The following is a 19,032-nucleotide window of genomic DNA, read 5'->3' as shown; positions in this document are numbered from 1 at the left end:
ATAAACATGCTGGAGGGTTAATATGAGCGGAGCCAAGTATGAACGCGTTGTGTTAAAATTAAGCGGTGAAGCATTATCCGGTGGAGAAGGACTTGGTATTTCACCTTCCATCGTTCAGTCGATTGCTACCCAGATTAAAGAGATTCACCAAATGGGTGTAGAAGTTGCAGTCGTAGTAGGCGGTGGCAATATCTGGCGTGGTAAAGTAGGTAGCGAAATGGGTATGGACCGTGCTACTGCGGATTATATGGGCATGCTAGCAACAGTAATGAATTCTCTAGCTATGCAAGATAGCCTTGAAACGATAGGTGTAGAAACAAGAGTTCAAACATCAATTGAGATGAGACAGGTAGCAGAACCTTATATTCGTAGAAAAGCAATTCGCCATCTTGAGAAAAAACGCGTTGTGATTTTCGCAGCTGGAACAGGAAACCCATACTTCTCTACAGATACAACTGCAGCATTGCGTGCAGCTGAGATCGAGGCTGAAGTGATTCTAATGGCGAAAAACAACGTAGATGGTGTTTACTCAGCAGACCCTACTGTTGATGCAACGGCGAAGAAATATGAGACTCTATCATACCTTGATGTACTTAAAGAAGGATTAGCGGTAATGGATTCTACTGCTTCTTCACTATGTATGGATAATGATATACCGCTTGTGGTCTTCTCCATTATGGAAGAAGGAAACATTAAGCGTGCCGTTTGTGGCGAAGAAATTGGAACAGTTGTAAAGGGGAGAAATTAAGATGCCAGAAGAAATTTTGAAAAATGCTGAAGAACGTATGAAGAACGGAATTTCTAGCTTAAGGAAAGAGCTAGCAACACTAAGAGCTGGAAGAGCTAATGCTTCTTTACTTGATAAGATACAAGTTGACTATTATGGCGCTCCGACCCCTGTGAATCAACTAGCTGGAATCTCAATTCCTGAAGCACGTATGCTTCTTATTCAGCCTTATGATAAGTCAGCTATCGGAGATATCGAAAAAGCAATCTTAAAATCAGACCTTGGGCTTACTCCTTCTAATGATGGAAATGTGATTCGTATTACCATTCCTGCACTTACTGAAGAGCGTCGTAAAGAGCTTGTCAAATTAGTGAAGAAGTATGCTGAAGATGGTAAGGTTGTTATCCGTAACATCCGTCGTGATACAAACGACGAACTAAAGAAGAAAGAAAAAGAAGGCGACATTACTGAAGATGAGCTCCGTCGTAATACAGATGAAGTTCAAAAGCTTACAGATAAATTTGTTGCTGAAGCAGACAGCATTGCATCAGACAAAGAAAAAGAAATCATGGAAGTCTAATTAAATAACAGGTAAAATAAGATAATAAAAGGACCCTCTTTTCCCACAGGGGGTTTTTTTGTTAAGTAAGTGACACAATGGAGGATTTGCAATGCTTGGGAAGTTCTCAAACTGGATGAGAAAGAATGAAGATGAAGCACATTTAGACATTAACACATCTGCTACTATTCCGAGGCATATTGCGATCATAATGGATGGCAATGGACGCTGGGCAAAGAAACGCGGTCTGCCACGAGTGGCTGGGCACCGCGAAGGAGTTAAAGTAGTTAAGAAAATCGTCAGGAAAGCAAATGACATGGGTGTTAACTATTTAACGCTATACGCCTTCTCAACTGAGAATTGGAAGCGGCCAAAAGAAGAGGTAGACTTCTTGATGAAGCTCCCTGAACAATTTTTACTTAGTCATCTGCCTGAATTAATCGAGCAGAACGTTCAAGTAAGGATTATGGGAGAACGAGAGCAACTGCCCTCTCACACGTTTAAAGCTATTTCGAAGGCAGTTGAAGATACAAAAAACAATACCGGCCTTATTCTTAACTTCGCATTGAATTATGGAAGCAGGCATGAAATGAAGACTGCGATGCAGCGGTTATTAAGTGACGTACAAAAGGGGATACTGTCAGAAGATGAGATATCAGAGGAAAAGATTTCATCGTATCTTCTTAGTAGTCAATACCCAGATCCTGACCTGTTGATTAGGACAAGCGGGGAAATACGTCTGAGCAATTTTATGCTATGGCAACTCGCTTATACCGAACTCTGGTTTACAGAGGTACTATGGCCTGATTTTACAGAACATCACTTTGTAGAGGCTGTACAAGAGTATCAGCGCCGTGGTCGCCGCTATGGCGGGGTTTAATTGTAGGAGGACATTAGCGTTATGAAGCAACGTATTATTACTGGTGTGATTTTCGGCGTAATATTATTAGGTATGATTATTGTAGGAGACTGGCCTTTTATTATCTTGATGACGTTAGTAGCCACAGTTGGTATGGTCGAGCTATTATTGATGAAAAAGATTTCGCTCGTTTCATTACCAGGGTTACTGGCTCTAATTGGTACATGGATTCTCGTCATGCCTGAAGATTGGATTGCTGTGCTCACATCTTCTGTTTTTTCAAAAATTGATTTATTATTCTTTGGACTGCTTATTCTTTTAGCAATGACTGTGCTCACCAAGAATAAATATAGTTTTGATGAAAGTTCTTTCATCCTGATGGCATCGCTGTATGTCGGATTAGGTTTTTATTATTTTACTGCAACACGTTATTTAGAAGACTCCAGCTTAGAAGGCATGGTTCAGCTGTTCTTTATCATCTTTTTGATATGGGCATCAGACTCTGGTGCGTACTTTGTTGGTCGAGCAATAGGAAAGAAAAAGCTATGGCCGCATATATCTCCTAATAAAACAGTAGAAGGTGCGCTTGGTGGAGTAGGTATGGCCCTAATCGTAGGAATTGTTTTTCAATTGATCTATCCGGTCTATGAATCAATTTCTTTAGTTATTATCGTCTCAATACTAACCTCTGTTTTTGGACAGATTGGTGATCTGGTAGAGTCAGCGTTTAAGCGTCACTACGGTGTTAAAGACTCAGGAAGCATTTTGCCAGGACACGGAGGGATACTGGACCGGTTTGATAGCCTGATTTTCGTACTCCCTATTCTACATTTGCTTCACCTGGTCTAAATAGACGCAGAATGGATTGGAGGAACAGGTCGTTTGAAAAAAATCAGCTTACTGGGAGCTTCTGGGTCAATTGGAACCCAGACTCTTGATATAATAAGAATGCACCCTGAGTTGTTTTCCCTCGTTGCATTTTCTGTTGGTAGAAACATCGAAAAAGCAGTGGAGATCGTTGAAGAATTCCAACCTAAATTACTTTCGGTTCAGCAGAGGGAAGACGCAGAAAGCTTGAGAAGAAGTGTATCACGAGGGACCAAGATCGTTTATGGAGATGAAGGTTTGCTCGAAGTAGCCTGTCATCCTGAATCAACTGTACTCGTCAATGCGATTCTCGGTAGTATAGGCCTTTCTCCAACGATGTCTGCAATTGAACAAGGGAAAACAATTGCGATTGCGAACAAAGAGACGCTTGTTACGGCAGGACATCTTGTGACAGAAGCGGCTAAAAAACATGGCTCGGCTCTTTTACCTGTAGACAGCGAACATTCGGCATTATTTCAATGTTTACACGGTGAAAAAGTGGAGCAGATGGATCGCCTGATTCTTACTGCTTCAGGAGGAAGTTTTCGAGATAAGACGAGAGAAGAGTTACAAGGAGTAAGCGTTGAGGATGCGCTGAATCATCCAAATTGGTCGATGGGAGCAAAGATTACGATCGACTCTGCTACTATGATGAATAAAGGGTTAGAAGTAATCGAAGCACATTGGTTATTTGGCACCCCTTATGATCAAATCGATGTTCTTCTTCATAAAGAGAGCATCATCCATTCGATGGTCGAGTACATAGACGGAAGCGTAATAGCCCATCTAGGTACTCCGGATATGAGAATTCCGATACAATATGCACTTAGCTATCCTGATCGGCTTGAAATCAGAAATGCAAAACGGTTAAACTTGTGGGAAGTTGGTAAGCTTCACTTTGAAAAGGTGAATTTTGAACGTTTCCGTAGTTTAAAACTCGCTTACGATGCTGGTCGTACAGGCGGCTCTATGCCAGCGGTGTTAAATGCTGCGAATGAAACGGCTGTTGCTGCATTTCTAGAAGGCAAAATCGATTTCTTAACGATTGAAGAGCTCGTTGAACAAGCGCTCGAACAACACGACTCTATTCAGAATGCATCACTAGATGAAATACTACAGATTGATTCTGAAACAAGGTCGAGAGTTCAGTCATTAATTAAATAAAGGTGGTTAAGTGGATATGAATACTGTGATTTCGATCATTATCATATTCGGAGCACTAGTTTTTTTCCATGAACTGGGACATTTGCTCCTTGCAAAACGTGCAGGAATATTATGCCGTGAATTCGCTATCGGATTTGGCCCAAAGCTTTTCACGATAAAAAAAGGCGAAACGGTATATACCATAAGGCTATTGCCTCTTGGCGGGTTTGTTCGGATGGCCGGCGAAGACCCGGAAATGATCGAATTAAAGCCTGGACAACGGGTTGGTCTATTATTTAATGCCAACAACAAAATAGAAAAAATCGTTATCAATCAGAAATCTGCTTACACAAATTTAAAAGAAGTCACAGTTGAAGAAGCTGATTTAGAGCACAAGCTTTTTATAAAAGGGTATGAAGGTGAAGATGCCCCTGCGGTTGTATATCCGTTGGATGAACAGTCGCACTATGTGATGGATGGTTCGGAATTCCAGATTGCACCATATGATCGCCAGTTTGGATCTAAGTCTCTATGGGATCGCTTCCTCGCTATATTTGCGGGACCTGTGATGAACTTCTTACTAGCGATCGTTATTTTCTTCCTGCTTGGTTTACTTCAAGGAACACCTACGAATCAAGTTAATGAAGTTGTAGAAGACAGTCCTGCAGAACAAGCTGGAATGATGAATGGTGATGTCATAACTGAAATCAATGGTACAGAGATTACGAGCTGGGACAAAATGACCTCTATTATTCAAGATAATGCAGAAAATCAACTCAGCTTTAAGGTCGATCGTGAAGGAGAAGCGGTATCATTAGCGATTACTCCTGAAAAGCAAGAATTGACTAAAAACCAATCCGTTGGTCGAATTGGAGTAGCACCTGCTTATCAAGTGAACTTCCTAGACTCAGTTGCATTTGGATTCACATCAACATATGAATTCTCTAAAGCAATCTTTGTAGGACTTGGTCAACTTGTAACAGGACAGCTTTCGATCGACGCTTTCTCAGGACCTGTAGGAATATACAGCTATACCGAAGAAGCGGCATCAAAGGGCGTTTACGTTTTGATGAGATGGGCTGCTTTTCTAAGTATCAACCTTGGAATATTTAATCTTCTTCCTTTACCTGCTCTTGATGGAGGTAGGTTATTGTTTATTGGGGTAGAAGCGTTAAGAGGGAAACCGATCGACCCACAAAAAGAAAGTCTGGTCCATTTTATTGGATTCTCCTTCCTCATGTTACTCATGCTCGTTGTAACCTGGAATGATATTCAACGTTTCTTTTTGTAAAAGAGTAGGGACAAATGTCCTTTTTGAAGAATGAAATGAGGTGCAGGTCATGAAACAATCAAACTATTTTAATCCGACCCTCAGAGACAACCCAGCTGATGCTGAAATTAAAAGTCATCAGCTGCTTGTTCGAGCGGGTTTCATACGACAGAACGCTGCTGGTATTTATTCTTACCTGCCACTAGGTAAGAAAGTGTTGATGAAGATTGAAAGTGTTGTTCGAGAAGAATTGAACGATGCTGGTGCACAAGAACTTCTTATGCCGGCGATTCAACCAGCTGAACTATGGCAAGAAACAGGTCGATGGGATGTATATGGTCCTGAACTAATGAGGCTAAAGGATCGACATGATCGACCATTTGCACTTGGTGCGACTCATGAAGAACTTATCACAAGCCTTGTTCGTGATGAGCTAAGTTCGTACAAACAAATGCCTGTCATTCTTTATCAAGTTCAAACGAAATACCGTGATGAGCGTCGTCCTCGCTTTGGTTTACTTCGTGGTAGAGAGTTCATTATGAAAGATGCTTATTCGTTCCACTCTTCTGAAGAGCAACTTGATGATGCATATGACCTCATGCACGAAACGTACAGCAAAATCTTCACAAAGCTCGGACTGAACTTCCGTCCTGTAGTTGCTGATTCAGGTGCAATGGGAGGAAAAGATACAGAAGAGTTTATGGCGCTTTCTAGTGTTGGTGAAGATACGATTGCATACAGTGATGAATCAGACTACGCTGCGAACATCGAGATGGCAGAAGTAACAGTAGCGTACACTAAACCTGATGAGTCAGAAGAAGCTTTAGTCAAAGGCGATGGTGAAACATCTCCTGACCGTGAAATTCATGCAACTCCTTTAAAGGTGAACGATGAATTGATTCTTGTTCTTGTTAGAGGCGATCATGAATTAAATGAAATTAAAGTGAAAAACTTATACGGTACAGACCTTGTTGAAACTGTAAAAGAAGATATCGACATTAAAGAATTCGATGGCACGATCATTGCTGATAATGCAATCAAATCGATTGTAAATGGGAGTATTAAAGGCGCGAATGCCTATCACAATCTGAATCCAGAGCGTGACCTTTCCATTGAACGTTTTGAAGATCTAAGATTTATCCAAGAAGGTGATCCATCACCAGATGAGAAAGGCAAAATAGTTTTTGCTGAAGGAATTGAAATTGGACAAGTATTTAAGCTAGGAACAAAGTATAGTGAAGCGATGGGAGCAACGTACCTTAATGAAGGTGGGAAAGCTGAGCCGATCATCATGGGATGTTACGGAATTGGGATTTCTAGAACGTTAGCTGCAATCGCTGAACAAAATGCAGACGAAAACGGACTTAACTGGCCAATGTCTGTAACACCGTTCCATGTTCATTTAATTGCAATCAATGTCAAAAATGAAGATCAAAAAGCGCTATCAGATCGCCTTTATGAAACGCTTCGTAAAGAGCGCTATGATGTCCTTTACGACGATCGTAAAGAACGTGCAGGAGTGAAATTCAAAGATGCTGATTTAATCGGAGTTCCAATTCGTGTTGTTGTCGGTAAAAAGGCAGCAGAAGGCATCGTAGAAGTGAAGCGTAGAGATACAGGTGAATCCTTCGAAGTGGCTGTGGATGAATTAAATTCAGAATTACAGAAGCTCTTTGAACAATTGGGTTAAATTGTGGATAGGTACCCTCGAGGGGGTCCTTCCACCTTTTTTTCGTTTACCCATCGGATGTCAAAAAAGGGGGTCAAGACATGGATCAGGAGTTAACGATCAGAAAAGAACGGCTTCAGCTGCTCCTTCAACAGATATCGTTTCCCGATAAGTTTGAAGAATTCTTTAAAGAAGGCTATATTTCCAAACTTACCGTGTACAAGGAAACGAGGAAATGGCATTTCCATTTTCATTTACCTGCAATCCTACCATTTCATATTTATGAATTATTCAGAAGTAGATTGATTGAAGGACTTAAACATATTGCAGAAGTAAACTTTTCGATAACAACTGATGGTGAAGCAACAGAAGAACTTGCTGCTAGTTACTGGGAGAGTGTAGTAGAACTCATGCAAGATCACTCTGCTTCCTTAACTGCACTTCTGAAAAACCAAGCACCGCAGATTAATGGTAATAAGCTGACCGTACATGTTCGTAACGAGACGGAAGCAACGATTGCTCGTAAGAAACTATCAGGTCCACTAGCAGAATGTTACGAAGCTGCAGGTTTTCCAAAGTATATGCTTGAGTTAAAAGTGAAGGAATCAAAGCAAGATTACCAGAAGTTCATGGAGCAAAAGCAACAAGAAGACCAGTCCAAGATGATGGAAGCGTTGATCGAAAAACAAAAAGCTGACACGGCTCAAAGTAAGGGGCAGACACCAGATACGCTTGTAATTGGGTATAAGATTAAGGAAGATCCAGTTCCGATTGAGACGATTCAGGATGAAGAACGACGCATCGCAGTTCAAGGCTATGTATTCCATGCCGAAACGAAGGAATTGCGAAGCGGTCGAACGTTATTAACGTTTAAAATAACAGATTATACTGATTCGATTTTAGTGAAAATGTTCTCACGTGATAAAGAAGATGTTCCAATTCTTGAAGCAGTTAGAAAAGGGATCTGGGTGAAAGTAAGAGGTGGTATACAGAACGATACATTCGTTCGTGACCTCGTCATGATTGGTAACGACCTTACTCAAATTACGCCAGACCTTCGTAAAGATGAAGCGCCTGAAGATGAAAAGCGCGTGGAATTGCATGCTCATACTCAAATGAGTCAAATGGATGCAGTTAGTTCTGTAAACGGTTTGATTAGTCAAGCTGCAGATTGGGGCCACCCTGCGATCGCAATCACAGATCATAATGTCGTACAGTCGTTCCCGGATGCTTATGCTGCAGGACAAAAGAATGATATCAAGGTTATCTATGGATTAGAGGCAGACCTTGTCGATGATGGTGTACCAATTGCATATAACGAAGCAGATCGAGACCTTGAAACGAGTACGTACATCGTATTCGACGTCGAGACGACAGGTCTTTCTGCTGTTTATAACAAGATCATTGAGCTTGCCGCTGTGAAAATAAAGGATGGAGAAATCGTTGATAAGTTTGAGCGCTTTGCTAATCCACATCATCCACTATCTTCAACGACGATTGAATTAACTGGCATAACGGATGATATGGTTGAAAACGCACCAGAAATTGAAGATGTCTTGAAGGATTTTCATGAATTTATTGGTGATGATATTCTAGTTGCGCACAACGCAAGCTTCGATATGGGCTTTTTGAATGTAGGTTTTCGAAACATTAACTTAGGAGAAGCGAAAAACCCAGTTATTGATACATTGGAGCTTGCTCGATTCTTATTCCCTGAAATGAGAAACCATCGTCTAAATACGCTTTGTAAAAAGTTCGATATTAATCTGACGCAGCACCATAGAGCGATCTATGATGCCGAAGCGACAGGTTACTTAATGTGGAAACTCGTTAAAGATGCGCTTGAAAGGGAGATCACAAATCATAATCAGCTCAATGAAAACATGGGACAAACAGGGTTTCAAAGAACGAGACCATCCCATACGATCATTCTTGCTCAAAACGATGTAGGACTTAAAAATCTATTTAAACTCGTTTCTCTTTCCCATCTAGATTACTTTTATCGTACTGCAAGGATCCCTCGCTCAAAGCTTGAAAAGTACAGAGAAGGATTGTTGATTGGCTCAGGTTGTGATAAAGGGGAAGTGTTCACAGGAATGATGCAAAAGTCTCCTGAAGAAGTCGAGGAGATCGCGAAGTTTTATGATTACCTTGAAGTGCAACCACCTCAGAATTACATGCACCTCATCGAGAAAGAGCTCGTTCAAGATGAGATGGCACTAAGAGATATTATCGGAAACATCGTAAAGCTAGGAGAAAAGTTAGATAAGCCAGTTGTTGCGACGGGAAATGTTCACTATCTAGATCCTCAAGATCACATTTATCGTAAAGTACTAATCAAAGCTCAGGCTGGTAATCCATTGAATCGACAAACGCTACCACAGGTGCATTTTCGTACCACGAACGAAATGCTCGATTGCTTCCATTTCCTTGGGTCAGAAAAGGCGAAAGAAATCGTGGTTCAGAAACCTCAGCATGTAGCAGATCTTATCGATGATATCAAACCGATCAAAGATGATCTCTTCACACCGAAAATCGAAGGTGCAGATGAAGAGATGAGACAAATGAGCTATGATCGTGCTAGGAGTATTTATGGAGATGAACTACCAACGATTGTTGAGGAAAGACTAGAGAAAGAGCTGAAGAGTATCATCGGACATGGGTTTGCTGTCATCTATCTCATTTCTCAAAAGCTAGTTAAGAAATCCCTTAACGACGGATACCTTGTAGGTTCACGAGGATCAGTAGGGTCATCTTTCGTAGCTACTATGACGGAAATTACGGAAGTAAACCCATTGCCTCCTCATTACGTTTGTCCATCTTGTAAAGAATCGAAATTCTTTGATGATGGTTCTGTAGGATCAGGTTTTGACCTTCCAGATAAAGAATGTGAAACGTGTCATGTTCCACTTATTAAGGACGGACATGATATACCGTTTGAAACGTTCCTTGGTTTTAAGGGTGATAAAGTACCCGATATCGATTTGAACTTCTCAGGCGAATATCAGCCTAGAGCGCATAACTACACAAAGGAACTTTTTGGTGAAGACAACGTATTCCGAGCTGGAACAATCGGTACCGTTGCAGAAAAGACAGCCTACGGTTATGTAAAGGGCTATATGGGAGATAACGACCTACATTTCAGAGGTGCTGAAATCGATCGACTTGTATCGGGCTGTACGGGTGTTAAACGTACTTCCGGTCAGCACCCGGGTGGTATTATCGTAGTTCCTGATTACATGGATATCTATGATTTCTCACCAATACAGTTTCCAGCAGATGACAAAACATCAGCATGGAAAACAACACACTTTGATTTCCATTCCATACACGATAATCTTTTGAAGCTAGATATATTAGGACACGATGATCCTACAGTGATCAGAATGCTTCAGGATTTAAGTGGAATCGATCCGAAAACGATTCCGACTGATGATGCGGAAGTAATGAAGCTTTTCAGTGGAACAGAGTCACTGGGTGTGACGCAAGACCAGATCATGTGTAAAACAGGAACGTATGGAATCCCTGAGTTCGGTACGCGTTTTGTTCGTCAGATGCTTGAAGATACAAAACCGAGTACGTTTTCAGAATTAGTTCAGATTTCTGGACTATCACACGGAACCGACGTATGGCTTGGCAATGCACAGGAGCTTATTCAAGCAGGCACATGTTCACTTAGTGAAGTGATCGGGTGTCGTGATGATATTATGGTGTACTTAATCTATAAAGGACTAGAACCTTCTCTTGCCTTTAAGATTATGGAGTTCGTTCGTAAGGGGAGAGGACTTCAAGAAGAATGGGTTGACGCGATGAAAAAGAATGATGTACCAGATTGGTATATCGATTCTTGCTTGAAGATCAAGTATATGTTCCCTAAAGCCCATGCCGCAGCTTACGTATTGATGGCTGTGAGGATCGCTTATTTCAAAGTCCATCATCCAATACTATTCTACGCTGCTTACTTCACTGTAAGAGCGGATGACTTTGATATCGATACGATGGTGAAAGGCTCAAATGCTATTCGATCGAAAATTGAAGAAATCAATGAAAAGGGCCTTGATGCATCGCCGAAGGAGAAGAACCTGCTTACAGTTCTTGAAATCTCTCTCGAAATGTCAGAAAGAGGTCTTCGTATGCAGAAGGTCGATCTCTACAGATCTAAAGCAACAGAATTCATTGTTGATGGAGATTCACTCATCCCTCCTTTCAACTCTCTACCAGGAGTTGGAACGAACGCTGCTATTAATATAGAAGGCGCTAAAGATGGGGGAGAGTTCCTTTCTAAGGAAGATCTTCAGCAACGAAGCAAAATTTCGAAGACTGTCTTAGAATATCTAGATGAGCACGGCTGTCTAGAAGGTCTTCCGGATGCTAACCAACTCAGCCTTTTCTAATGGGAGACTCGTTCTCTTCTTTGTTGAATTGGATAAATGAGTATGGTATAGTAATTGTGGAAATACTAGTGAATACACACGCAGCGAAAGAGTGGGGCTAACCCACTCTTTCGTTTTCGATTGGGACCCTGCTTGACAGGATCAGAAAGGAGGACAACCAATGACTGAACATGTGATCACGGTTACAGAAGAACTAGTAAAACCAATAGCAGATGAAATGAACCTGGAACTTGTAGATGTAGAATTCACACAGGAGGGTAACAACTGGTTTCTCCGTGTCTATATCGATTCACCGCGGGGCGTTGATATCGAGGAATGCGGTGTTGTGAGTGAGAAATTAAGCGAGCAACTGGACAAGCAAGATCCTATCGAACAACCTTACTTTCTGGAAGTATCCTCGCCAGGTGCTGAGCGTCCACTTAAAAAACCATCTGATTTCGAAAAGGTGGTAGGAAAGCAAATTTACATTACAACTTATGAACCAATCAACGGTGAAAAGAGCTTTGAAGGAAAGCTTGTAAACTTCGATGGTGGAACGGTTGTCGTCGAGCAGAAGGTTAAAACGAGAACAATAACGGTAGAAGTACCTTATGACAAAGTGGCAAGCGCAAGGCTTGCAGTTGTTTTTTAGTTAAAGGGGAGAATGAAGATGAATAGTAGTGATCTATTGGATGCACTGACCGTTCTCGAGAAGGAGAAGGGCATCAGCAAGGATATTATCGTGGAGGCAATCGAAGCAGCTTTGATCTCCGCATATAAGCGTAATTTCCACCAGGCGCAAAATGTAAGAGTAGACTTCAACCAAGACACAGGTTCTATTCGTGTATTCGCACGTAAAGATGTGGTTGAAGAAGTAGAGGATTCTCGCCTAGAAATCTCTCTTGCAGATGCGAAGGATATGGATCCACAATACGAAGTAGAGGACGTAGTGGAAATTGAAGTAACGCCTCGTAACTTCGGTAGAATTGCCGCACAGACAGCGAAGCAGGTTGTCACTCAGCGTGTACGTGAAGCTGAACGCGGCATTATTTTTAGTGAGTTTATTGAACGTGAAGACGATATTATGACTGGTATCGTACAGCGTCAAGATCACCGCTTTATTTACGTTGATCTCGGTAGGATTGAAGCACTACTTCCTACTGGTGAGCAAATGCCAAACGAAACATATAAATCGCATGATAGAATTAAAGTGTACGTTACAAAAGTCGAAAAGACGACTAAAGGACCACAAGTAATGGTATCACGTACACACCCAGGTCTATTAAAGCGCCTCTTCGAACTTGAAGTTCCGGAAATTTATGATGGAACTGTTGAAGTGAAGTCGATATCCCGTGAAGCAGGCGATCGTTCAAAGATTTCAGTTCATGCTGAAGATCCTGAGATCGATCCGGTTGGTTCTTGTGTAGGACAACGCGGACAGCGTGTTCAAGCTATCGTTAACGAACTAAAAGGCGAGAAGATTGATATTGTACGCTGGTCAGAAGATATCGTTGAATATGTCGCTAATGCTCTAAGTCCTTCAAAAGTACTTAAAGTAAACGTTGACGAAGAAAATAAAATGACTCAGGTTATCGTACCTGATTATCAGCTTTCTCTAGCAATTGGTAAACGCGGTCAGAACGCACGTTTAGCTGCGAAACTAACAGGCTGGAAAATCGACATTAAGAGTCAGTCAGATGCGGAAGAAGAAGGTCTTTATACTGAAGACGACACTCCGCTCTTCGAACAAGAAGATACTGACTACGACAACGAATAGTTATAAGGATCAGGAGAGGTGTCCATCGTGAAAAACCGTAAGATTCCGATGCGAAAGTGTATAGCCTGTCAAGAAATGAAGCCAAAGAAAGAATTAGTACGTGTTGTCAGGTCTAAAGAAGGGGAAATAGCTATTGACCCAACCGGAAAGATGAACGGGCGTGGGGCTTACCTCTGCAATAGTGAAGAATGTTTTACACTCGCAAGGAAGAGAAACTCTCTTTCTACTCATCTTAAAGCAGAAGTAACAGATGACGTTTATCTCCATCTTGAAGAGTTACGTTCATAATGAGAGGGAAATGGGAATCACTTCTGGGACTTGCTCAACGTGCAGGCAAACTCGTATCGGGGGAAGAATTAGTAGTTAAAGAAATTCGACGAAAACATGCGAGTCTCGTACTGTTAGCGGATGACGCATCCGACAATACAAAGAAAAAAATCACAGATAAAGCAGCTACTTATGGAATCCCAGTATGTATTGTAGCAGGACGCTATGAACTCGGGCATGCGATCGGTAAAGCACAGCGAGTGACGATAGCCGTCACTGATGAAGGATTTGCAAAGAAACTTTTTGCTATTCTTGATCAATAACTCGGGGGTGAACGTATGAGTAAGATGCGAATTTATGAATATGCAAAAGAACAAAATACAACTAGTAAGGATGTTATCGAAAAGTTAAAAAGCATGGATATAAAAGTCACGAATCACATGTCTGTGATTGATGACTCAACAGTGGAAAAGCTTAAAAGCAATTCGAAACAATCCAAAAAGGGAAGCGACAAAAACAGTATGGAAAATAAAAACAACAGAACTAACCCAAAAGCAAATTCAAATCAAAAGAACAACAAAAATACGCCAAATGGCCGTCGTGGTGGAAGAAGACCAAATCGTCGTGGCAAAGGGCAACCGCCTAAAAACACTGCAGCTCCAAGAAGATTGCCTGAGAAGGTAACTTTCATCGGATCATTGACAGTTGGACAGCTTGCAGAGAAGCTAGGTAAAGATGCTTCAGAGCTTATCAAGAAGCTAATGGGTCTTGGTGTAATGGCAACAATCAACCAAGAACTTGATAAAGATACTATGGAGCTCATCTGTGATGACTATGGCGTTAAAGTAGAAGAAGAAGAAATTTTCGAAATTACAGATCTGGATAATTACACAAAAGAAGACGATAGCGAGAAGCTTGTAGAGCGTCCAGCTGTTGTAACAATCATGGGTCACGTTGACCATGGTAAAACAACACTTCTTGACAGCATCCGTAATACAAAGGTAACCCAAGGTGAAGCTGGTGGAATTACGCAGCACATCGGTGCCTACCAAATCGAAAACCAAAATAAGAAGATTACATTCCTCGATACACCTGGACACGCTGCATTTACAACAATGCGTGCTCGTGGAGCGAAGATTACTGATATTGCGATAATCGTAGTGGCAGCTGACGATGGTATTATGCCACAAACTGTTGAAGCGATTAACCATGCTAAAGCTGCAGAGGTGCCAATTATCGTTGCAGTTAATAAGATGGATAAAGAGGGTGCAAATCCTGACCGTGTCCTACAGGAGCTTACTGAGTATCAACTAGTACCAGAAGCTTGGGGTGGAGACACGATCACAGTTAACCTTTCAGCTATTAAAGGTGAAGGAATCGACGATCTTCTTGAAATGATCGGTCTTGTATCAGAAGTTGAAGAGTTCAAAGCGAACCCTGATAAGCTTGCATCAGGTTCTGTTATCGAAGCTCAGTTAGACAAGGGTCGTGGGGCAGTTGCAACACTACTCGTACAAGAAGGTACTTTAAAAGTCGGAGACCCTGTAGTAGTGGGGAACACGTTTGGACGTGTGCGTGCTATGGTCAACGATCTTGGTAAACGTGTGAAGACGGCTGAACCATCAACTCCTGTTGAAGTAACGGGCCTAAGTGATGTTCCTCATGCAGGTGATCGCTTCGTTGCATTTGAAGATGAAAAACAAGCTCGTCAAGTTGGTGAGGCGCGTAATCAGCAGCATATCGAAGCACAGCGTAAAGAATCTTCTAAGATGAATCTTGATGATCTCTTTGAGAAAATCCAGCAAGGAGATGTAAAAGATATCAACATCATCGTTAAGGCTGATGTACAGGGTTCTGTCGAGGCACTTGCAGGTTCTCTTAAGAAAATCGAAGTTGAAGGTGTTAAAATTAACATCATTCACACTGGTGTAGGTGCGATTACTGAATCAGACATCATCCTTGCTTCAGCATCTAATGCAATCATTATCGGGTTTAGCGTGCGTCCTGATAACAATGCTAAGAAAGTCGCTGATGCAGAACAAGTCGATATTCGTCTTCACCGCGTAATTTATACTGCGATTGAAGAAATCGAATCGGCGATGAAAGGTATGCTTGATCCTGTATATGAGGAAAAAGTTATCGGTCAAGCTGAAGTTCGTGAAACATTCAAAGTTTCTAAAGTTGGTACGATTGCAGGTTCTTATGTAATCGAAGGTAAAATCACTAGAAACTCTGGTGTTCGTGTAATTCGTGACGGCATTGTCGTATTTGAAGGTGAAGTTGATACGTTGAAACGCTTTAAAGACGATGCAAAAGAAGTTGCAAAAGGTTATGAGTGTGGTATCACGCTTGCGAAGTTCAACGATGTTAAAGAAGGCGACATCATTGAAGCGTATGTAATGGTTGAAGTAAAACCTAAGTGATTGGATACATTGAGTGCGAATGCATAATATATGATGCGCAGTCACTTAAAGAAAAAAGATCAGTGCTACAGTCGGTGATAAGCCGGCTGAAGCACTATAATTTAGCAGTTTCTGAGCTTGATAATCAGGATTTGTGGCAAAGGACTGTAATAGGAATCGTAACGACCGCTTCTAGTAAAACGGCTTGTGAGCGAGAGTTGCAACGTGCTATTGCATTGATCGATGCAAATCCTGACATTGAGCTTACCCGGACAACTTACGAATGGCTTTAGGAAGAAATGAGGTGTAACGATGAGCAATGTTCGCGCAAACCGCGTTGGTGAACAGATGAAGAAAGAACTAGGGGATATCATTAGTAGAAAGATAAAAGATCCTCGTGTAGGTTTCGTTACAGTAACAGCTGTTGAGGTGACAAATGACCTTCAACAGGCGACAGTTTTCATTACCGTACTAGGTGATGACGAGAAGAAAGAGGCAACACTTAATGGCCTTGCGAAAGCGACAGGATTCATTCGCTCCGAAATCGGAAAAAGAATTCGTCTTCGCAAAACACCTGAAATTTATTTTGAATTTGATGAATCAATCGATTACGGAAACAAAATAGAGAGACTTCTTGCGGATTTAAATCAATCAGATGAGTAGAGAACGTTAGGATAGGCAGGAATGTCTATCCTTTCTCTATGTTTAGAAAGGAGGAAGAGTGATGGAAGGAATATTACCATTAAAGAAACCTGCTGGAATGACGTCACATGATTGTGTTGCCAAGGTGCGCAAAATCCTTATGACCAAAAAGGTAGGGCATACAGGAACGCTTGACCCTGCTGTCACTGGCGTTTTGCCATTATGTATCGGAAGGGCAACAAAGGTTGCACAGTATATGACGGATTTCTCCAAGACATATGAGGCCGTCATTACCCTTGGCTATACGACTTCTACTGAAGATGCTACTGGGGAAAAGATTGAAGAAAAAAGCATTACACACAAAGTCGATTCAAAAGAATTCGCCTCCGTACTTGAAGCGTTCAAAGGTGAAATCGAACAAGTTCCACCGATGTACTCTGCAGTCAAAGTGAATGGAAAAAGACTGTACGAATATGCTTTTGAAGGAAAAGTGATCGAACGCCCTTCACGAGTTGTAACGATTCATGAGCTCGAACAAATTGGAGATATCGTCTATAAGGATGATACGGTTGACATTCCGGTACGTATAGAATGCAGTAAAGGGACGTATATAAGAACGCTCGCTGTGGATATAGGAGCTTCACTTGGGTATCCAGCTCATATGTCCTCATTAATCAGGACCGCTTCAGGGCCATTTAAGCTCGAAGAATGTTTGACATTTGATGAAATTACACAGATGATAGAGGAAGAAACGTTAAGACTTTTTCCCCTGGAATATGCCCTCTCATCGATCCCTTCCCTTACAGTAGATGAAGAGATGGAAGCAAGGCTTCAAAACGGTGCTGTTTTGCCAGAAGTAGAAGCGATGACAGAGGATCGGCTTGTTATGTATAGTTTAGATGGTACTGCCATTGCTATTTATCAAAAACATCCAGAAAAGCCAGGGCTGATGAAACCTGAAAAAGTGTTCTCGAGATGAAGTTAGAAGGTGAAAGCTATGAAAACAATTTATTTATCTCATCCGCATTTTATCGAAGCGAATAAACCATCCGTCATGGCGCTCGGGTATTTTGATGGTATTCACCGAGGCCACCAAAAGGTTATCTCCACTGCAAAGAAGATCGCAGATGAAAAAGGGATAGCTGCTTCTGTCATGACGTTTTATCCTCATCCTTCTGTCGTGCTAGGAAAGTCATCACCACAAATAGAAGCGATCACCCCCTTAGACGAAAAAATCACCCTCATCGATGAGATGGGGATCGATGTTCTCTATATTGTGAAGTTTGACACCACCATAGCAGGATTAACTCCACAACAATTTATAGATGACTATATTATTAACCTATCAGTGGTTCATGTAGTAGCAGGGTTCGATTTTACATATGGAAGTAAGGGTAGAGGAACAATGGATTCGATGCCTTTCCATGCACGTAATAAATTTGAGCAGACTGTTGTCGAAAAAGTTTCAAAGGATGATGAAAAAGTGAGCTCAACTCTTATCCGTTCTTATATTCGAGAAGGTGCTGTTGAAAACGTAAAAGAAGTGCTAGGCCGCAGATACGTTGTAACGGGTACGGTTATCAAAGGGGATCAGAGAGGAAGAACAATCGGATTCCCTACAGCGAACATTGAAATGGACAAAGAATATCTCGTTCCTGCTACAGGTGTTTATGCTGTAAGGCTCAAAACGGGTGGAGAATGGAGAAAAGGCGTATGTAATATAGGGTATAAGCCTACTTTTTATGATGAAGCACCCGACAAACCGTCTCTTGAAGTACATGTTTTTGATTTTGAAGAAAACTTGTACGGGAAAGAAGTTGAGGTTGAATTTCATAAAAAGATCCGCGGTGAAGTGAAATTCTCCTCAGTCGATGACTTAATCGAGCAAATCGGCAAAGATGCGGATAGCGCAAGAAAAATCCTAGAATAGATTACTCTTGCATTTTGCCTAAAAAACATGTAGTCTAATATCTGTACAGTAAGTACACAACCTTTACTGGGCAATCGACTCTCCGACGTTTGCGCGGTAACAGGGGATTAAGAATTGAAGGAGGTGAAAAGGATGGCAATCACACAAGAGCGTAAACAAGAACTTATCACTAAGTTCAAAACTCACGAGAATGATACTGGTTCTCCAGAAGTTCAAATCGCTGTCCTAACTGAGGAAATTAACAATTTGAACGGTCATCTTCGTTTCCACAAGAAGGACCACCACTCTCGTCGCGGTCTTCTTAAAATGGTTGGTAAACGTCGTAACCTTTTAACGTATCTTCGTAACAAAGACGTTACTCGTTACCGTGAACTAATCAAAGAACTTGGACTACGTAGATAATGATTTAAAAAGCGGGATTTTTTCCCGCTTTTTTATTAGGTTAAAAATACATAGATTTCGTCCTTTCTTTTTAGAAGTAAAAAGGTTAGGGTATAATGTATACTAAAAGAAATGATTTTATAGGATGAGAGGAGTTCTCACAGTA

General features: G+C 41.4%; 18 protein-coding genes. All 18 read left to right on the top strand.

Annotated features, from left to right (window positions below; translation table 11 throughout):
- The first annotated feature begins 22 nt into the window (after positions 1 to 22).
- Positions 23 to 748 (top strand): UMP kinase, encoded by a 726-nt coding sequence (gene pyrH, locus SJY16_RS11165; RefSeq protein ID WP_377889214.1) that lies wholly within the window; start codon positions 23 to 25, stop codon positions 746 to 748.
- Between the two features lie 37 nt (positions 749 to 785).
- Positions 786 to 1,307: a ribosome recycling factor gene (gene frr / locus SJY16_RS11160; protein ID WP_377892192.1), complete on the top strand. Its 522-nt coding sequence runs from the start codon at positions 786 to 788 to the stop codon at positions 1,305 to 1,307.
- 91 nt (positions 1,308 to 1,398) lie between these two features.
- Positions 1,399 to 2,166: an undecaprenyl pyrophosphate synthase gene (locus tag SJY16_RS11155; protein ID WP_377889213.1), complete on the top strand. Its 768-nt coding sequence runs from the start codon at positions 1,399 to 1,401 to the stop codon at positions 2,164 to 2,166.
- Between the two features lie 21 nt (positions 2,167 to 2,187).
- Positions 2,188 to 2,994 (top strand): phosphatidate cytidylyltransferase, encoded by an 807-nt coding sequence (locus tag SJY16_RS11150; protein ID WP_377889212.1) that lies wholly within the window; start codon positions 2,188 to 2,190, stop codon positions 2,992 to 2,994.
- A 33-nt stretch (positions 2,995 to 3,027) separates the two neighbouring features.
- Complete coding sequence (locus SJY16_RS11145; protein WP_377889211.1) at positions 3,028 to 4,176, top strand: 1-deoxy-D-xylulose-5-phosphate reductoisomerase; 1,149 nt, start codon at positions 3,028 to 3,030, stop codon at positions 4,174 to 4,176.
- 16 nt (positions 4,177 to 4,192) lie between these two features.
- Positions 4,193 to 5,446: an RIP metalloprotease RseP gene (gene rseP, locus SJY16_RS11140; RefSeq protein ID WP_377889210.1), complete on the top strand. Its 1,254-nt coding sequence runs from the start codon at positions 4,193 to 4,195 to the stop codon at positions 5,444 to 5,446.
- A gap of 49 nt (positions 5,447 to 5,495) precedes the next feature.
- Positions 5,496 to 7,115 (top strand): proline--tRNA ligase, encoded by a 1,620-nt coding sequence (locus SJY16_RS11135; RefSeq protein ID WP_377889209.1) that lies wholly within the window; start codon positions 5,496 to 5,498, stop codon positions 7,113 to 7,115.
- A gap of 80 nt (positions 7,116 to 7,195) precedes the next feature.
- Positions 7,196 to 11,488: a PolC-type DNA polymerase III gene (locus SJY16_RS11130; protein ID WP_377889208.1), complete on the top strand. Its 4,293-nt coding sequence runs from the start codon at positions 7,196 to 7,198 to the stop codon at positions 11,486 to 11,488.
- 160 nt (positions 11,489 to 11,648) lie between these two features.
- The gene (gene rimP / locus SJY16_RS11125; RefSeq protein WP_377889207.1) at positions 11,649 to 12,119 is read left to right on the top strand and encodes a ribosome maturation factor RimP; all 471 of its coding nucleotides are present in this window, start codon (positions 11,649 to 11,651) and stop codon (positions 12,117 to 12,119) included.
- Positions 12,120 to 12,137: 18 nt separating this feature from the next.
- Positions 12,138 to 13,244 (top strand): transcription termination factor NusA, encoded by a 1,107-nt coding sequence (nusA, locus tag SJY16_RS11120; protein ID WP_377889206.1) that lies wholly within the window; start codon positions 12,138 to 12,140, stop codon positions 13,242 to 13,244.
- Positions 13,245 to 13,271: 27 nt separating this feature from the next.
- A complete protein-coding gene (rnpM, locus tag SJY16_RS11115) occupies positions 13,272 to 13,532 on the top strand; it encodes an RNase P modulator RnpM (protein WP_377889205.1) in 261 nt (86 codons plus the stop codon).
- The gene (locus SJY16_RS11110; protein WP_377889204.1) at positions 13,532 to 13,834 is read left to right on the top strand and encodes a YlxQ family RNA-binding protein; all 303 of its coding nucleotides are present in this window, start codon (positions 13,532 to 13,534) and stop codon (positions 13,832 to 13,834) included. The genes rnpM and SJY16_RS11110 overlap by 1 nt, the downstream gene beginning before the upstream one ends.
- A 15-nt stretch (positions 13,835 to 13,849) precedes the next feature.
- Entirely contained in the window at positions 13,850 to 15,934 is a 2,085-nt protein-coding gene (gene infB / locus SJY16_RS11105; protein WP_377889203.1) for a translation initiation factor IF-2, read from the top strand.
- Complete coding sequence (locus tag SJY16_RS11100) at positions 15,931 to 16,206, top strand: DUF503 domain-containing protein (RefSeq protein WP_377889202.1); 276 nt, start codon at positions 15,931 to 15,933, stop codon at positions 16,204 to 16,206. Before infB ends, SJY16_RS11100 begins: the two co-directional genes overlap by 4 nt.
- Positions 16,207 to 16,225: 19 nt before the next feature.
- Positions 16,226 to 16,576 (top strand): 30S ribosome-binding factor RbfA, encoded by a 351-nt coding sequence (rbfA, locus tag SJY16_RS11095; RefSeq protein ID WP_377889201.1) that lies wholly within the window; start codon positions 16,226 to 16,228, stop codon positions 16,574 to 16,576.
- A 61-nt stretch (positions 16,577 to 16,637) separates the two neighbouring features.
- Positions 16,638 to 17,534, top strand: a complete 897-nt coding sequence (gene truB / locus SJY16_RS11090) for a tRNA pseudouridine(55) synthase TruB (RefSeq protein WP_377889200.1) — start codon at positions 16,638 to 16,640, stop codon at positions 17,532 to 17,534.
- 18 nt (positions 17,535 to 17,552) lie between these two features.
- On the top strand, positions 17,553 to 18,485 hold the full coding sequence (ribF, locus tag SJY16_RS11085) for a bifunctional riboflavin kinase/FAD synthetase (RefSeq protein ID WP_377889199.1): 933 nt from the start codon (positions 17,553 to 17,555) through the stop codon (positions 18,483 to 18,485).
- A 132-nt stretch (positions 18,486 to 18,617) separates the two neighbouring features.
- Positions 18,618 to 18,887 (top strand): 30S ribosomal protein S15, encoded by a 270-nt coding sequence (rpsO, locus tag SJY16_RS11080; RefSeq protein ID WP_270181877.1) that lies wholly within the window; start codon positions 18,618 to 18,620, stop codon positions 18,885 to 18,887.
- The last annotated feature ends 145 nt before the right edge of the window (positions 18,888 to 19,032 follow it).

Origin of the sequence: Alkalihalobacillus sp. R86527, assembly GCF_042466185.1 — a bacterium.
GTDB lineage: Bacteria > Bacillota > Bacilli > Bacillales > Guptibacillaceae > Guptibacillus.
This window is presented reverse-complemented; position numbering and strand designations above follow the sequence as displayed.